Raw genomic sequence first — 17,678 nt, 5'->3', positions numbered from 1 at the left:
ACAAATTATTATGCGTGATAGAATTTTAAAAACTGGTCAAATGATTCTTCTACAAATTGAATAAATGATTTGTCAGACGTTAAACGATTATCGTCAGGTGAGATTGCTCTAGCAACGAAAAATTCACCTTTTTTAACATTTTTAACGCGGTCTATGGCTTCATGTAATTGATCATCTGTAAAATCTTTAATTAGTGGTTTTTCTGGTTTCATATGGTCAAGACACACACTATAATCTGAAGGGAGATGTCTTAATGTGTCGAAATGCTTATCAAATGTTTTAACACGTTCAGCTTTGTCTTTAGCTTCATGCATAACACCAAACATTACAAATAATTGGTCTCTAAATAATCCAATTTGAAAGTGGGGCAACATTTTGTAACCACGTTTGTTTGGAGCAAATGCAACCCAGGTATCTTTAGGTGGGTTAACACTTCTTCTGGCATGTTTTGCGACGTGAGGATAGAATGTTTCCCCAGTTTGAGTACTAAAATACTCTGTGAAATAATCACCTAATTGATGAAGTTGAGGTCTAACATGTTCATTAAGTGCTTCCATACGTTCATCAAGACCATCTACGTCAAAGGCTTTAAAATTTTCAGGTGTAAATGTATATTTTGTCATAACTTGCCTCCTAGGGTAATAATTAAAGTTATTGTAGCATAACCATGACTAGAAATTCTAAATTGTAGTTTCAATTTTATACATAATTTCATGTAAAAAGGAGAATCTAACATTATAAAAAAGGGATAGTTATCGTGTATAATAGATATTAATAGGAGATGATACCATGGCACTTTACGATTTTGCTAAAGGATTAGTTTTAGAAGCGGGTAACAAAGTCCGTTTAATGATGAAAGAGGATTTAAATATAGAAACCAAATCCAACCCTAACGACTTAGTGACTAACGTAGATAAAGCAACAGAAGATTATATATTTGAAATGATTCACCAAAATTATCCGGAACACAAAGTGATAGGTGAAGAAGGTCATGGTCACGATTTAAAAGATATCAATGGTGTGGTTTGGGTCGTTGATCCAATTGATGGCACTTTAAATTTTGTTCATCAACAAGAAAATTTTGCGATTTCTATTGGTATTTACCACGAAGGTCAACCATACGCTGGATTTGTATATGACGTAATGAGAGATATTTTGTATCATACTAAAGTTGGTGAAGGTGCTTATGAGAATAATCATCCATTGGAAAAATTAAAATCTACGCAATTAAAAACAAGTATTATTGGTATTAATCCTAATTGGTTAACTAAACCTATTATGGGGCCTATATTTACACCAATTGTTGATGATGCTCGAAGTGCTAGAGCATATGGTAGTGCAGCGCTAGAAATTGTTAGTGTAGCAAAAGGGCAATTAGACGCTTATGTAACGCCAAGACTACAACCTTGGGATTATGCTGGCGGTTTAATGATACTTAATGAAGTAGGCGGTAAAGGTACTAATTTACTTGGTGACGCTTTAACAATTAACCAACCCAATTCTATTGTTATGGCAAATCCTTCATTACACGATGAACTATTAAATAATTATTTAAATGAGTTTGAAGAAACGTTACGAAAACATCATAAAAGAAGATTTGGTCGATAATACCTACAATGATAAAAATAAGTCCATGGAAGACTCTAATGCCTCCATGGACTTTTACAATTTTATTTTGAAAATATATTGTTAAAATAAAATTAAATGATGATGAATTCGTGTTAAAAGAAGTTTTAATTCGTTTTTAAGGGGTTATATCATTTATAACCAATTATTTTCACGATATTTCTTTTTTACTGTGAAACCGACACCAAATGTTGCAACGAGTAATATAAATGTTAAAATCATCATTGGAACATTTGCAGCACCAACACTAAAACTAAAAAGCAATAAAAAGATTACAGCTAAAATTGAGAATACCCAAAATATGCCTTTAGATTTTTTTTGTTGCATCCCATACCCCACCTTTTACTTATTTTTTCTCTAATCTATGATATAATAAAAAAGTTGTAATTAAAAGTGGGAGTTTACTTAAGAAAGGAAATTTATAATATGACGAATATAAGAGAAGATGTACGTAATATAGCAATTATTGCGCACGTTGACCATGGTAAAACGACGTTAGTTGATGAATTATTGAAACAATCAGGAATCTTTAGAGAGAATGAACATGTTGACGATCGTGCTATGGACTCTAATGACTTAGAAAGAGAACGTGGTATTACGATATTAGCTAAAAATACTGCGGTAGACTATAAAGGAACAAGAATTAACATTTTAGATACGCCAGGACATGCTGACTTTGGTGGCGAAGTTGAACGTATCATGAAAATGGTTGATGGCGTAGTCTTAGTTGTAGATGCATATGAAGGTACTATGCCTCAAACACGTTTTGTACTTAAAAAAGCATTAGAACAAAATTTAAAACCAGTTGTAGTAGTAAATAAAATTGATAAACCATCAGCAAGACCAGAAGGTGTAGTTGATGAAGTGTTAGATTTATTTATTGAATTAGAAGCAAATGATGAACAACTTGATTTCCCAGTTGTATATGCTTCAGCTGTTAACGGAACTGCAAGTTTAAATTCTGAACAACAAGATGAAAACATGCAATCACTATACGAAACAATCATTGATTACGTACCAGCACCAATAGATAACAGTGATGAACCATTACAATTCCAAGTAGCATTATTAGACTATAATGATTACGTTGGTCGTATCGGTATTGGCCGAGTATTTAGAGGTAAAATGCGTGTTGGTGACAACGTATCACTTATTAAATTAGATGGCACTATTAAAAACTTCCGCGTAACTAAAATCTTTGGTTACTTTGGATTAAAACGTGAAGAAATTGAAGAAGCACAAGCTGGTGACTTAATCGCAGTATCTGGTATGGAAGACATTAACGTTGGTGAAACAGTAACACCACATGATCACCAAGATGCATTACCAGTATTACGTATTGATGAGCCAACACTTGAAATGACATTCAGAGTCAATAATTCACCATTTGCTGGTCGTGAAGGTGACTTTGTAACAGCGCGCCAAATTCAAGAACGTTTAGATCAACAACTTGAAACTGACGTATCATTAAAAGTAACACCTACAGATTCACCTGATGCATGGATCGTTGCGGGTCGTGGTGAGTTACACTTATCAATCCTAATTGAAAATATGCGTCGTGAAGGTTATGAATTACAAGTTTCTAAACCTCAAGTAATTCTTAAAGAAGTAGATGGCGTGATGTGTGAACCATTTGAAAGAGTTCAATGTGAAGTGCCTCAAGAAAATTCTGGTGCAGTAATTGAATCTTTAGGTACACGTAAAGGTGAAATGTTAGACATGATGACAACAGATAATGGTTTAACTCGTCTAATCTTTATGGTACCTGCACGTGGTATGATTGGTTACACTACTGAATTTATGTCAATGACTCGTGGTTATGGAATTATTAACCATACATTTGAAGAATTTAGACCTCGTATTAAAGCAAAAATTGGTGGCAGAAGAAATGGTGCATTAATTTCAATGGATCAAGGAACTGCTAGTACTTATGCTATTTTAGGTCTAGAGGACCGTGGTACTAACTTTATGGAACCAGGTACTGAAGTTTATGAAGGTATGATTGTTGGTGAACATAACCGTGAAAATGACTTAACAGTTAATATCACAAAAACAAAACATCAAACTAACGTACGTTCAGCAACTAAAGACCAAACTCAAACAATGAATCGCCCACGTATTTTAACGCTTGAAGAGGCTTTACAATTTATTAATGATGATGAATTAGTAGAGGTAACTCCTGAAAGTATTCGTTTGAGAAAGAAAATTTTAAATAAATCAGTTCGTGAAAAAGAAGCTAAACGTGTTAAACAAATGATGTCTGATGAAGAATAATTTTTAATTAACATGAATAAAATATAAGCAAAAAACCACTCGCTAGTTGATAATACAACTAGCGAGTGGTTTTATTATGTTAATTTTCTTTTGAATCGTGATACGTAAAAGGTTGAGGTTGTTTAGGTGTATCTAAGCGACTTTTACAATCATCACACATAAAAGTACGAATAGGGTTGTTTCTAAGCCGTTTTGCTTCTACAGTATTTTCATCAATATGAACTGTAGTATCACAAATGATACATTTAACAGGAATCAATTAAATCACCTCAATATATTTTACATACTTAAATTCGTAGCTGTATCCATTTTCTGTATCGTATACAAAACTATCAACTGAATTATCGTCATACATACGTTTTCCATCTTTAGCAAATTGGAAGAATAAGTATGGTAATAAATCTAATGGAACTTCAACTGAATTTTCATCATTAAATAATTTAATTGCAGTTGCGTTTGATTGTGGTTCTGCTGTTTTAAAGAATGGTGTCATGTTAATCACAAATGAACCTTCTAAAACAGAACGTTTTTTATATTTTATTTCAGAATTAAGCGTTGGCGGATTAGTTTGTCCTTCAAGAATAGCACGATTCCATTCTCTATTGTCTTCAAATCGAACTGGTTTAGTGCCGTCAAAGACACCTTTTTCTAAGTCTTCAATACTTACCTTTCGATCGTCAAATATCCAAGTTGTACTATCTAATGTGATGGGGAATTTTACCGCACCTTTAATTTGAATCATCTTGCCCACTCCCTAAATTTTTATCTCATACTATTTTATCATAAAATAGGTTATACTTATTTTAAAGATACTTGCTTTTTAACATTTAGTAAGATAAAATTTTAAGTATTGAAGATATTTAATGAAATGATAGGGGGAGTGTGTGTCATGGCTAATCAGTCGAAATTAAATAATGCGGCATATGAGCAATTGAACAAAGATGCTGATAGAATTTTACAGCTAATCAAAGTTCAAATGGATAACCTAACAGTACCTTCTTGTCCGCTTTATGAAGAAGTTTTAGATACACAAATGTTCGGTCTTCAAAAAGAAGTAGATTTTGCTGTACAACTAGGGCTAGTTGACAAAGAAGTCGGCAAAGAACTTATGTTAAGACTTGAAAAAGAACTTTCAAAACTACACGAAGCTTTTACAAATGTTTAATTTTATAGATTTGATTTAATCTAACGTTATTATTTATATTAATTCAAATTTGTATAGATATAACATAGTTTGAATTCATTTTGATATAAACGTGAAATGCAACTTACACATTGTATGAATGGTGGCTGAGATAGTATCATAATTGATATTTTCTCAGTCATTTTATCTTTTTGTAAAATCATTATGTTTATATTTGTTTTGTGATACATAAGAAGTTTATAATAAAAAAGATAGGTTTGTGGGAATGATTAATATTCGATTAATTCCCTTTAAACAAATCTTAAAAACATTGAATTGGATGAACTGATATATGAAAAACTTTAAAAATATAATGCGGTATATTGGGAAAACATCTAAATTTATCGATTATCCATTGTTAGTCACATATGTGATTCTATGTTTAATTGGTTTAGTTATGGTTTATAGTGCCAGCATGGTGGCTGCTACTAAAGGTACATTAACAGGTGGCGCTGAAGTATCCGGTACATATTTCTATACGAGACAGTTACTTTACGTCATTATGAGTTTTGTTATAGTCTTTTTTATGGCATTTATAATGAATGTAAAGATATTGAAAAAGCCTAATGTTCAAAAGTGGATGATGATAGGTATATTCGCTTTGTTATTAATAACACTTGTAATTGGTAAAAATATTAATGGTTCAAAAAGTTGGATCAATTTAGGATTTATGAATTTACAAGCGTCAGAGTTATTAAAAATTGCTATCATCTTATACTTACCGTTTATGATAGAGAAGAAAATGCCTCAAGTACGAAATAAAATTAAACTTATTGCAGCACCGATTATTTTAGTTTCAAGCTGTGTTGCGCTAGTACTTTTACAAAGAGACGTGGGGCAAACATTATTAATTTTAATTATTTTCTTTTCAATAATTTTTTACGCTGGTATAGGCGTACAAAATCTTTTGAAATACGGTATTATGGTAGTCATTGCAGGTATAGTGATATCCATTTTAGTGCTTGCTTTAGGATTATTACCAAGTTACCTTGAAGCTAGATTTAGTACCTTAACTAATCCATTTAATGCAGAAGCTGGTACAGGTTACCATATATCTAACTCACTTATGGCTATAGGTAATGGTGGATTATTTGGTCGGGGACTTGGAAATAGTATTATGAAACTTGGCTACTTACCAGAACCACATACCGATTTTATATTTGCGGTTATATGTGAGGAATTAGGACTTGTAGGTGGTTTATTTGTCATCCTACTAGAATTTTTCATTGTTTACCGTGCATTCCAACTAGCTAATAAAACGAATTCATATTTTTATAAATTAGTATGTGTAGGAATTGCTAGTTATATCGGAAGCCAAACATTTGTAAACTTAGGTGGTATATCAGCAACAATTCCATTAACAGGTGTACCATTACCGTTTATTAGTTTTGGTGGTTCGGCTATGATTAGTTTAAGTATAGCAATGGGATTACTCTTAATTACTGCAAAACAAATTAAAATGGATGAAATTAGAAGTAAACAACGAAAAATCGATATTAGACGTCGTTATCAATAACTATTTAGCTAATCTCTCTTTAGTGAAACTCTGTACAGTGAATTTTCTAAAGGTAAGGGATTAGCTTTTTTATTTGTAAATTATTTTAAACTGGAAATACTTTCAACATAATGATAATATAAAGTTATTGTTAATGATAAGTTTATTTGATTATAAGTGAATTATTAAAATAAAATAATTTGTTTTGGTTTTATGACACTTAAGTTAAAGAATTATGACTAATATATATTAACTATAGAAAATAATTGCTATATAGGATAAAATTTTAATATATAAGTAGTTAGAAAATTCTAAATATTTAAAAGGGGTGTTTTTACTCTTGAAACACATCAAGAAGTTATTAGTAGCCAATCGTGGTGAAATTGCTATCAGAATTTTTAGGGCAGCAGCAGAGTTGAATATTAGTACAGTAGCAATTTATTCTAATGAGGATAAATCATCATTACATAGATATAAGGCAGATGAATCTTATTTAGTAGGTAGTGATTTAGGACCAGCAGAAAGTTATTTAAATATCGAAAGAATTATAGAAGTAGCTAAAAGAGCAAATGTTGATGCTATACATCCAGGATACGGTTTTTTAAGTGAAAATGAACAATTTGCACGTAGATGTGCTGAAGAAGGCATTAAATTTATTGGACCTCATCTAGAACACTTAGATATGTTTGGTGATAAAGTTAAAGCAAGAACAACTGCACTTAAAGCTAACTTACCTGTGATACCAGGTACAGATGGACCTATTGAAAGCTTTGAAGCGGCAAAGGCCTTTGCAAGTCAGGCTGGATATCCGTTAATGATTAAGGCTACAAGTGGCGGTGGCGGTAAAGGAATGCGAATTGTTCGTGAAGCCAGTGAATTAGAAGATGCATTTCATCGCGCTAAATCAGAAGCTGAAAAATCATTTGGTAATAGCGAAATTTATATCGAACGCTACATCGATAATCCTAAACATATAGAAGTACAAGTTATCGGTGATGAATATGGTAATCTTGTTCATTTATATGAACGTGATTGTTCGGTTCAAAGACGTCATCAAAAGGTAGTGGAGGTAGCACCTTCTGTAGGGTTACCTGAATCATTACGCTTAGAAATATGTGATGCGGCAATCCAATTGATGTCACATATTAATTACGTTAATGCAGGAACGGTCGAATTTTTAGTGTCTGGGAATGAATTTTACTTTATTGAAGTTAACCCTCGTGTGCAAGTAGAACATACGATAACTGAGATGATAACTGGAATAGATATCGTTAAAACGCAAATATTAGTTGCAGACGGTGGCGAATTATTTAGCCAAGAAGTTGGTATGCCAAAGCAAGAAGATATTCAAACATTAGGATATGCAATTCAATGTCGTATTACTACTGAAGATCCTTTAAATGACTTTATGCCTGATTCGGGAACCATTATTGCATATCGATCAAGTGGAGGCTTTGGCGTACGATTAGATGCAGGTGATGGTTTCCAAGGTGCTGAAATATCACCGTATTATGATTCTTTATTAGTAAAACTATCTACACATGCTATGTCATTTAAACAAGCAGAAGAAAAGATGGAACGTTCTTTAAGAGAAATGAGAATTCGTGGGGTTAAAACCAATATTCCATTTTTAATTAATGTTATGAGAAATGACCAGTTTAGAAGTGGAGATTATACTACTAAATTTATAGAAGAAACACCAGAATTATTTAACATTCAACCAACATTAGATAGAGGAACAAAGACACTTGAATATATTGGGAATGTAACAATTAATGGATTTCCTAATGTTGAAAAGCGACCTAAACCGTTATATGAAACGGCTTCTATTCCTAAAGTATCACAAGCAAAGATAGATACATTTTCAGGAACGAAACAGTTACTAGATCAACAAGGTCCAAACGGAGTAGCGAAATGGGTACGAGAACAAGATGATGTACTCATTACAGATACTACTTTCAGAGATGCACATCAGTCTTTATTAGCTACTCGAGTAAGAACAAAAGATATGTTAAATATTGCATCTAAAACTGCAGAAGTATTTAAAGATAGTTTTTCATTAGAAATGTGGGGCGGTGCTACATTTGATGTAGCGTATAATTTCCTGAAAGAAAATCCATGGGAACGTCTAGAACGTCTACGTAAAGCTATTCCCAATGTTTTATTCCAAATGTTATTACGTGCTTCAAATGCAGTAGGATATAAAAATTATCCAGATAATGTAATACAAAAATTTGTAAAAGAAAGTGCAGAAGCTGGTGTCGATGTTTTTAGAATTTTTGATTCTTTAAACTGGATTGATCAAATGAAAGTAGCGAATGAAGCGGTACAACAAGCTGGTAAAATTTCTGAAGGAACAATTTGTTATACTGGTGATATTTTAAACTCAGAAAGATCAAATATTTATACACTTGATTATTATGTCAAATTAGCTAAAGAATTAGAAAGAGAAGGTTTCCATATTTTAGCTATTAAAGATATGGCAGGATTATTAAAACCGAAAGCAGCATATGAACTAATCGGTCATTTACGTGCAGCGGTTAATTTACCTATACATTTGCATACTCATGATACAAGTGGCAATGGTTTACTAACATATAAACAAGCGATAGATGCTGGCGTAGATATTATTGATACTGCTGTAGCATCAATGAGTGGTTTGACAAGTCAACCAAGTGCCAATTCATTGTATTATGCGTTAAATGGATTCCCACGTAACTTGAGAACAGATATAGAAGGACTTGAAGAAATTAGTCATTACTGGGCTACAGTTCGTCCATATTATACAGATTTTGAAAGTGATATTAAGTCACCGAATACAGAAATATATCAACACGAAATGCCAGGTGGACAATATTCTAATCTAAGCCAACAAGCTAAAAGTCTTGGTCTAGGTGAACGTTTTGATGAAGTAAAAGATATGTATCGTCGTGTTAATTTCCTATTTGGAGATATCGTTAAAGTGACACCTTCTTCTAAAGTAGTAGGAGATATGGCACTATTCATGGTTCAAAATGATTTAAATGAAGATGATATCATTAATCAAGGACATAAATTAGATTTCCCAGAATCTGTAGTATCCTTCTTTAAAGGAGAAATTGGGCAACCAGTAAATGGATTTAATCCACAGTTGCAAAAAGTCATACTTAAAGGTCAAAAGCCATTGGAAAATAGACCTGGAGAATATTTAGAATCTGTTGATTTTGAAGAAGTCAGAAAAGAATTAGCAAACATTCAAAATACAGAAGTAACAGAACAAGATATCATTAGCTATGTCCTATATCCTAAAGTCTATAAACAATTTATTGCTACTAAGGAACAATTTGGGGACCTATCATTGTTAGATACACCAACATTTTTATTCGGTATGAGAAACGGTGAAACAGTTGAAATAGAAATTGATACTGGTAAACGATTGATTATTAAACTAGAAACAATTAGCGAACCCGATGAAAATGGGCAACGAACAATTTACTATGCAATGAATGGACAAGCAAGACGCATTTATATTAAAGATGAAAGTGTAAAAGCTAATGTAAATGTAAAACCAAAAGCAGACAAAACCAATCCAAATCATATTGGGGCACAAATGCCAGGTTCTGTCACAGAAGTGAAGGTAGCTGTTGGAGATAAAGTGAAAGCAAATCAAGCTTTACTCATTACAGAAGCAATGAAAATGGAAACAACGGTACAAGCACCATTTGATGGTACTATAAAACAAATCACAGTATCGAATGGAGATGCTATAGCTACAGGAGATTTATTAATTGAATTAGAAAAAGATCCATCTTAATAAATATTAAAAAAGCCGAAACATTCAATATTCAAGAATGTTTCGGCTTTATAATTAAGCTTTGTTTTTAAGACTTCTTGTCGTTCTCAACATTAATAAGATGAAATAAGCAATCATACCGAATAGGTAAGTAATAAATAAAGCATGCAACAATGTAATAAATAAATTTACATTAGTAATAACAGATAAAGCACCAGTTACTACTTGTAAAATAACTAAAATAAATGCAGCTGTATAGCCATATCTTACAGTACGATTATCACTATAGTTTTTAATTGCATGAATAAACGTAATCATAATCCACATAAAAGTAATAAATGCCATACCACGATGTGCAAATTGAACCCAGTCATGTACATTATGTGGAACAATATCATCAAAAGGTACTGGCCAAGCACCATATGCTAGACTTGATTTAGTATGTCTTACTAAAGCACCAGTGTATATAGTTAAATATACGATGATTGCCATTAACCATGTTAACGTACGTAATGGTTTTTGAATCATTAATTCGTCAGCTTCATACTTTTGATCAATTGAGAAAATAATTAATGTCATTAAAAATACTGATGAAAAGCTAACTAAAGAGATTCCAAAATGTAATGCTAATACATATGCATTTTGTTGCCAGATTACAGCAGCAGCACCAACTAAGGCTTGTAATAATAAGAAACCTATACTTATGATAGATAATGGTTTAATTTCTTTTATATACCCTATGTGTTTCCAAGCGGTAATGACTAGCCATATTACGACAATTAATGAAAGTCCTGAAACTGCTCTATGGCTTAATTCAATAATTGTTTGTATTGGTAAGTTTTGTGGAAGAAGTGCTCCATTACATAACGGCCACGATGAACCACAACCATCTTCCGAACCAGTTTTAGTTACTAGCGCACCACCTAATTGTACGAATGTCATAATAATTGTTGCTAAGACACTTAACCATTTAAGGTTTCCTTTTCTAAACAATGATAAACACCCCATCATTAAAATAAAATCTAACAACTATTCTCATTAAAAATGGACATTTTGTAATTTATTTTAACGTATATATTTTTCTTTTACATTATATCAATGATACCATTTTTAATTACGTTACAAAATCAACTATTTGGAATGTCGTTAAAGTGTCACAATTTAATTTTTTAAAACCTAGTCTTTTATGACTATTTGCTATATCATTGTATTATATGAAAAAATTCTAGGAGGGGAATTATGAGTAAAGAACAAACATTGTCACAGGAAACGGGCCAAGTGACATTTAAAGAATTACAACAGATTATTAAAATGGGCCTTGTTCAAGGGAATTTAATCCCTGCATTTGCTGGTTCTTGGTTGGCTGTTGTAATGACAAATCACTCCTTCCTATCGTCAATACCTCAAATTTTATTAATGATTATAGGTTCTACATTAATAATGGGTGGCGCATGTGCACTTAATAATTATTATGATCAAGACATAGATCAAATTATGCCTAGTAAACAGAATAGACCCACTGTAAATGATAGAATTTCAGATAAGCACTTATTAATTTTAAGCTTTGGTATGATGTTAATAGGTGAAGGTTGTTTATTTTTATTAAATATACCATCAGGTGTTTTAGGATTATTTGGTATCATAGGATACGTATCATATTATTCAATCTGGTCAAAACGACATACGACTTGGAATACAATTGTAGGTAGTTTCCCTGGAGCTGTACCGCCTTTAATTGGTTGGGTAGCTATAGATGGATCAATAAGTGTTGCAGCAATAGCACTATTTTTAGTAGTATTTTGTTGGCAACCAATACATTTTTATGCGTTAGCAATTAAACGTAGTGATGAATATTCATTAGCTAATATTCCAATGTTACCATCTGTAAAAGGATTCAATAGAACACGAGTAAGCATGTTTATTTGGTTAGTATTACTATTACCACTTCCCTTTATGTTATCTAGTTTAGGCACAACATTTATTGTTTTAGCTACTTTATTAAATTTAGGGTGGATGGCACTAGCTTTTACATCATTTAAAAAGAATACTGATCAAAACAAATGGGCAACTAAAATGTTTATTTACTCATTAAACTATTTAGTAGTATTTTTCGTACTCGTTGTAGTCGTATCACTTATTAAAATGATATAAATACAAAATTAAGTAAGGATGAAACATATGAACGTACCTATTTTACCTACAATAAGTACTTCGTGTATTGTCATTAGTGCGATATTAGTGGCAATTGGATGGAGACTTATTTGGAAAAGACAAATTGATCAGCATAAAAAAGTAATGTTATGGGCTGCCGTTTTTGCCGCAACATTCTTTATTATTTATGCTAGTAGAACAATCTTTATTGGTAATACCGCATTCGGTGGACCAGATAGTGTTAAAATTTATTATACTATTTTCTTAATTTTCCATATTAACTTAGCAACAATTGGTGGGATTTTAGGAATAATACAAATTGTATTAGCTTTTAAAGAGAAATTTAAAATTCATAGAAAAATTGGACCTATTGCTTCAGTAATATGGTTTTTCACAGCGATTACTGGTGTAGCAGTTTATGTACTGTTATACATCTTGTATCCAGGTGGAGAAACAACATCATTAATTAAAGCTACTTTAGGTTTATAATTGAATAAATAAGATTGTGACTGATAAAACTTTCTGTATAGTTTTATCAGTTTTTTTATATTAAGAATCTAATCCAATGTAAGACACCATTTTGTAAAATTGTGCTTCGTAATTCTAGAAATAACAATAGACTTATCTTGATTATGAAATAAGTAATTATGTACAATAGTAATAATTCAGTTAAGGTGGGTGAAAGATGAAAAAATTAGTTATACGAATTTTAGGAGTTGTTTTTTTAGTATCATTTCTAATCTATTTATTTTACTCACCACGGCTAAAATTTGATGTATTAGAAAATCCAAATAAAAGCCAAAAAAGTGATAGAACGGAACAATTCAAAAATTCAAATAAAAATATAGAAAATCCAAAACCTAAAAATGGTGTAGGAACATGGATTGGTAAGGACATTGATCAACTTACCAAAAAATACGGTCAAGCTAACCGAACATATCCATATAAAGATGGCTATAAAAATTATGTATTCAAGAAAACAAATCAATATTACATTGTCAGTGTAAAAGACAATAAAATAAAATCTGTTTATGCAACTGGAAAAGATGCTCATATTAACCCTTTACATATAGATGAAAGCAATTCAAAAATATTCGAAAATACAAGCATCAATCCCGAACCTACAATCAAATCAAATAATAAAAAATATGAATTTGAATTATCAGATGAAGATTTAAAAACACAAACTTTAATTAAATATGGTAATATATATGCGCAAGTTTATTCAGACCAACAAACGAATAAAATCATGGCAATACGCTTTTTAGATAAAGATGCATTAGCTACATTGCAACCATATAAAACGAATGAATCTCATTCTACAGCGAATTTAAAAAATAAAGATATACCTTATGAACAAAATACAAATCAATTAGTGACACTTTATGAGGTAACTAATGAAATGAGAAAACTAAAGGGATTAAAACCGTTAAAGGTAAATAATGATATTGCACATATTGCTTCAATAAATTTATTTGACGCGACTAAAAGTGGTTCTGACTCAGTAGAATTTACTGAAAATGCTTTAAAACAACAATTAGATGAAAGAGATGTTAGTTATAAATCGACAAGTCAGAATGTAGGTTACGACTTTGATGATGTCCCAACATTAATCCATAGTTGGATGAACTCCGATATTCATCGCTCTAGAATGTTAAATACGAAATATGAAGAAATGGGCGGAGAAGTAATGAAAGATTATTATTCGTTAATTTTCTTAGAAAAATAAATGAAGGGTAGAATGACAAATGATAAATGAAGAAACATTGTCAATTTTAGATGACGTCGAAGCCTTATCAGATATGATAGTTAATTCAGAAATTTATGATGAATATATTAAAGCGAAAGAATTATTAAACCAAAATGATGAAGCACACTTATTATATTCGGCTTTCCTAAAGACCAAAGATCAATACGACGATGTAATGCGATTTGGTAGATATCATCCTGACTATAAGACAATTATGATGGAAACACGCCAACGTAAACGAGCATATGAAATGTTACCAGTGGTAATGGACTATAAGTCAAAAGAAGTAGCATTACAGAATTTAATTGATGAAGTTATTAGTAAAATTGCTTTAGCTGTTTCGGATAATGTAAAAATTGATACAGGCAATCCATTTTTTCAAACGACTGCACAAGGTTGTGCTTCAGGTGGATCATGTAACTGTTCTTTATAAAATGATTTAAATTTTACCAAATTTATAAAACATACAAGATATCTCTCCAATATTGATTAAACTCAATATTTGGGGAGTTTTTTAATTCATATAAACCCTTATGTTTAAAGATGGAGATCATATTAATTTTAATTATCAGAAAATTATGAATAAACATTGTTTATTATTTGTCTTTATGGTAACTTATAATACAACTATAACTTTACTACAGTAAAGCATTAAAGTCGGAAGTAAAGGAGGTAGAGTATGAATAAGCAAAATCAGATAATAAAAATAAAAGAAATTGAATTAGCATTCTTAAAGTACTTTTCAAATAAAAATTACAAACTTGTAGATATAGATTTAATTGAAAAATTAGATTGGAGTCATTTGACGAAAGAGGACTTATTACAAATGAAAGAAAGGAATTTTTGGCAAAATAACAATCACATTTATAGTTTAAGACACGATTTTACTGATCAATTACTACGTTATCATTCAATATTTCCAACAGATTTTAAGAAGGTTGCTTATTCTGGACCTATTGTCAGAAATAATGAGGTCATATCACAAATAGGTATCGAGAATTATTTGCCTATATATAATCAATTCAATGATAGTTTTAATGATTTCTACCATTTTATTAAAACGTATTTAAAAGATGATATTCAGCTAATTATTTTAGGTCATTATCAATTATTGAATGAATTATTAGAAGAAAAATATAGAACTTTAGTTATTAAAAACATGATTGAAGAGAGAAATCTATCGGGATTAAAACATCAATTACCGCATAATCATCCTATCTTAAAATTACTATCAGAAAGCACACGTCATCAATTATCAAAATTAAGTCAATATTTGGACCAATCATCTCAAACATTACTTACGTTAAAAAGTTGGGAAGAGCAACTAATCAAACAAGGTTTGACCAATATTCATTTAGATATTTCGGCACAACCATCAAGATCTTATTATAAAGGTGTTTTTATCAGATGTTATTTAAATAAACATGATACTAGCATACTAACTGGTGGATTTTACTCTGGTGACCTCCAAGGATACGGTATGGCTTTGACTTTATAATCAGCATATTCAAAGAATAGGGGTGACAATATGATTAGAGTGGCTTTAGCGAAAGGGAGATTATTAGAAAGTTTTATCAACTATTTAGAGGCAGAACAACTATTTTTATTATCAAATGGACTAAAGCATAGACAACGTCAATTATTAGTTACGATAGATGGTATTGATTTTATTATAGTAAAGGGAAGTGATGTACCAATATACGTGGAACAAGGCATTGCAGATATAGGTATTGTAGGTACTGATATCTTAAATGAAAATAAATATAATATTAATAATTTATGCGACTTACCATTTGGACACTGTCATTTTTCCTTAGCAGCTAAACCTGTTACAAATGATTATAAAAAAATTGCTACGAGTTATGTTCAAACAACTTCACGTTATTTTAAAAACAAAGGAATAGATATTGAAATTGTAAAATTAAGTGGTTCAATAGAACTCGCATGCATTGTAGGAATGGTAGATGGAATTATTGATATTGTTCAAACAGGTACTACATTAAAAGCAAATGGTCTTGTTGAAAAAGAAAAAATTACTGATATTTCAGCAAGATTGATTACAAATAGAACACAGTATTTTAAAAAGGGTGAAGAAATAGAATCATTTATTAATATGTTAGGGGTGCAGATGATAAATGCTTAAAGCACAACAATTTTTAGAACTTTATTGTAACAATCAATCATTAGATGAGTCCTTATACCTGTTAGTTAAAAATATTTGTGATGATGTTAAAGTCAATGGTGATGCAGCCTTGAAAAAGTATAATTTAACTTTTGATCATGTAGACACAACATCTCTAGAAATTTCAAAGCAAGACATACAAAAGGCCTATGATGAATTAAATAAAGATACACTTAATGCGTTACACCAAAGCTATGAAAGGATTAAATCATATCAAGAAAAGATAAAGTATTCCTCTACTAAAAAGGGAGAATGTTATGAAGTTTACCATCCAATAGAACGCGTTGGGATATATGTTCCAGGTGGTAAAGCAAGCTATCCTTCTACTGTTCTAATGACGGCTACACTTGCACAAGTCGCGAACGTTGAAGAGATTGTTGTTGTGACACCTCCAAAAACAAATGGCGTTTCTAAAGAAGTTTTAGCTGCCTGTCACTTAACTGGCGTAAATCATGTCTATCAAGTTGGAGGTGCACAAAGTATAGCGGCGCTTACATATGGTACAGAAACAATTAAACCTGTTGATAAAATAGTTGGTCCAGGTAATCAGTATGTTGCGCTTGCAAAAAAATATGTTTATGGAGATGTAGGCATTGATCAAATTGCCGGCCCTACTGAATTAGCTATGATTATTGATGAGACTGCTCAAATTGACGCCATTACATATGATATTTTTGCTCAAGCTGAACATGATGAAATGGCTCGTACATTTGTTATTAGCGACAATGCTCAAATATTACAACAACTTCAGTTAAATATTGATAATAAATTAAAAACAATAGATCGTCATTCTATAGTGTCCAAAAGTATAGCCAATCATCATTACTTAATTGAAGTAAGTGATATGGAAGATGCCTGTCATATTTTGAATAAAATTGCACCTGAACATGCATCCATTCAAACTAAACATCCAGAACAGTTTATTGATCAAATCAAATTTGTAGGTGCATTATTTTTAGGGCATTATGCTCCAGAAGCAATTGGTGATTATATTGCTGGACCAAGTCATGTTTTACCAACAAACCAAACTGCTAGATTTTCGAATGGTTTATCAGTTAATGACTTTATGACACGTCACAGTGTGATTAATCTATCAAAATCAACTTTTAAAAAGGTAGCATATTCTGCAGAAAGGTTAGCATGTGTAGAATCACTTAATAATCATCAACAATCAATACATATTCGACATTGACATATGGTCAAGCCATATTTAAAAGTGATTTTCAGAATTAACAACAAGGAGGA

At 31.3% G+C, this 17,678-nt stretch carries 17 protein-coding genes; 12 read left to right on the top strand and 5 right to left on the bottom strand.

Going from position 1 to position 17,678, the window contains the following annotated elements:
• Positions 1 to 8: 8 nt before the first annotated feature.
• Positions 9 to 623, bottom strand: a complete 615-nt coding sequence (locus tag Q4528_RS07915) for a YktB family protein (RefSeq protein ID WP_046466556.1) — start codon at positions 621 to 623, stop codon at positions 9 to 11.
• A gap of 166 nt (positions 624 to 789) precedes the next feature.
• Here Q4528_RS07915 and Q4528_RS07910 point away from each other — a divergent pair, with 166 nt between their 5' ends.
• Positions 790 to 1,608 (top strand): inositol monophosphatase family protein, encoded by an 819-nt coding sequence (locus tag Q4528_RS07910; RefSeq protein ID WP_017637682.1) that lies wholly within the window; start codon positions 790 to 792, stop codon positions 1,606 to 1,608.
• A 153-nt stretch (positions 1,609 to 1,761) separates the two neighbouring features.
• Here Q4528_RS07910 and Q4528_RS07905 read toward each other — a convergent pair whose 3' ends face one another.
• Positions 1,762 to 1,953: a DUF5325 family protein gene (locus Q4528_RS07905; RefSeq protein ID WP_070452779.1), complete on the bottom strand. Its 192-nt coding sequence runs from the start codon at positions 1,951 to 1,953 to the stop codon at positions 1,762 to 1,764.
• A 99-nt stretch (positions 1,954 to 2,052) separates the two neighbouring features.
• Between Q4528_RS07905 and typA the strand changes: the two genes are divergently transcribed.
• Entirely contained in the window at positions 2,053 to 3,900 is a 1,848-nt protein-coding gene (typA, locus tag Q4528_RS07900) for a translational GTPase TypA (protein ID WP_017637680.1), read from the top strand.
• 79 nt (positions 3,901 to 3,979) lie between these two features.
• On the opposite strand, the gene Q4528_RS07895 is transcribed toward typA, so the two are convergent.
• Entirely contained in the window at positions 3,980 to 4,159 is a 180-nt protein-coding gene (locus tag Q4528_RS07895) for a DUF2197 domain-containing protein (RefSeq protein ID WP_046466558.1), read from the bottom strand.
• Positions 4,160 to 4,642, bottom strand: coding sequence for a hypothetical protein (locus Q4528_RS07890; RefSeq protein ID WP_046466559.1), 483 nt, complete (start codon positions 4,640 to 4,642; stop codon positions 4,160 to 4,162).
• A gap of 147 nt (positions 4,643 to 4,789) precedes the next feature.
• On the opposite strand from Q4528_RS07890, the gene Q4528_RS07885 reads away from it, so the two are divergent.
• From Q4528_RS07885 to Q4528_RS07875, 3 genes are all read left to right on the top strand, one after another.
• The gene (locus Q4528_RS07885; protein ID WP_017637677.1) at positions 4,790 to 5,065 is read left to right on the top strand and encodes an Fpa/YlaN family protein; all 276 of its coding nucleotides are present in this window, start codon (positions 4,790 to 4,792) and stop codon (positions 5,063 to 5,065) included.
• A 310-nt stretch (positions 5,066 to 5,375) separates the two neighbouring features.
• Positions 5,376 to 6,599: a cell division peptidoglycan polymerase FtsW gene (ftsW, locus tag Q4528_RS07880; protein ID WP_017637676.1), complete on the top strand. Its 1,224-nt coding sequence runs from the start codon at positions 5,376 to 5,378 to the stop codon at positions 6,597 to 6,599.
• Between the two features lie 319 nt (positions 6,600 to 6,918).
• Positions 6,919 to 10,371, top strand: coding sequence for a pyruvate carboxylase (locus tag Q4528_RS07875; RefSeq protein ID WP_303521168.1), 3,453 nt, complete (start codon positions 6,919 to 6,921; stop codon positions 10,369 to 10,371).
• A 54-nt stretch (positions 10,372 to 10,425) separates the two neighbouring features.
• Here Q4528_RS07875 and Q4528_RS07870 read toward each other — a convergent pair whose 3' ends face one another.
• Positions 10,426 to 11,343: a COX15/CtaA family protein gene (locus Q4528_RS07870; protein ID WP_046466561.1), complete on the bottom strand. Its 918-nt coding sequence runs from the start codon at positions 11,341 to 11,343 to the stop codon at positions 10,426 to 10,428.
• Positions 11,344 to 11,589: 246 nt separating this feature from the next.
• On the opposite strand from Q4528_RS07870, the gene cyoE reads away from it, so the two are divergent.
• The 7 genes from cyoE to hisD all read left to right on the top strand — a co-directional run bounded on the left by cyoE (position 11,590) and on the right by hisD (position 17,625).
• Positions 11,590 to 12,501 carry a heme o synthase gene (gene cyoE, locus Q4528_RS07865; protein WP_303521165.1) on the top strand — a complete coding sequence of 304 codons (912 nt, stop codon included), beginning with the start codon at positions 11,590 to 11,592 and terminating at the stop codon, positions 12,499 to 12,501.
• Positions 12,502 to 12,528: 27 nt separating this feature from the next.
• Entirely contained in the window at positions 12,529 to 12,990 is a 462-nt protein-coding gene (locus Q4528_RS07860) for a DUF420 domain-containing protein (RefSeq protein ID WP_029055516.1), read from the top strand.
• A gap of 196 nt (positions 12,991 to 13,186) precedes the next feature.
• Positions 13,187 to 14,230, top strand: coding sequence for a CAP-associated domain-containing protein (locus tag Q4528_RS07855; RefSeq protein ID WP_046466562.1), 1,044 nt, complete (start codon positions 13,187 to 13,189; stop codon positions 14,228 to 14,230).
• Between the two features lie 19 nt (positions 14,231 to 14,249).
• Positions 14,250 to 14,684 carry a YlbF/YmcA family competence regulator gene (locus Q4528_RS07850; RefSeq protein WP_017637670.1) on the top strand — a complete coding sequence of 145 codons (435 nt, stop codon included), beginning with the start codon at positions 14,250 to 14,252 and terminating at the stop codon, positions 14,682 to 14,684.
• Between the two features lie 246 nt (positions 14,685 to 14,930).
• On the top strand, positions 14,931 to 15,749 hold the full coding sequence (locus tag Q4528_RS07845; RefSeq protein WP_046466563.1) for an ATP phosphoribosyltransferase regulatory subunit: 819 nt from the start codon (positions 14,931 to 14,933) through the stop codon (positions 15,747 to 15,749).
• A gap of 30 nt (positions 15,750 to 15,779) precedes the next feature.
• Entirely contained in the window at positions 15,780 to 16,394 is a 615-nt protein-coding gene (gene hisG / locus Q4528_RS07840) for an ATP phosphoribosyltransferase (RefSeq protein WP_046466564.1), read from the top strand.
• The gene (gene hisD, locus Q4528_RS07835) at positions 16,387 to 17,625 is read left to right on the top strand and encodes a histidinol dehydrogenase (protein WP_303521163.1); all 1,239 of its coding nucleotides are present in this window, start codon (positions 16,387 to 16,389) and stop codon (positions 17,623 to 17,625) included. Before hisG ends, hisD begins: the two co-directional genes overlap by 8 nt.
• Positions 17,626 to 17,678 lie beyond the last annotated feature (53 nt).

The organism is Staphylococcus pasteuri, from assembly GCF_030547725.1.
In the GTDB taxonomy this organism is placed as follows: Bacteria; Bacillota; Bacilli; order Staphylococcales; family Staphylococcaceae; genus Staphylococcus; species Staphylococcus pasteuri.
The sequence above is the reverse complement of the archived record's forward strand: the minus strand, read 5'-3'. Positions and strand labels throughout refer to the sequence as shown.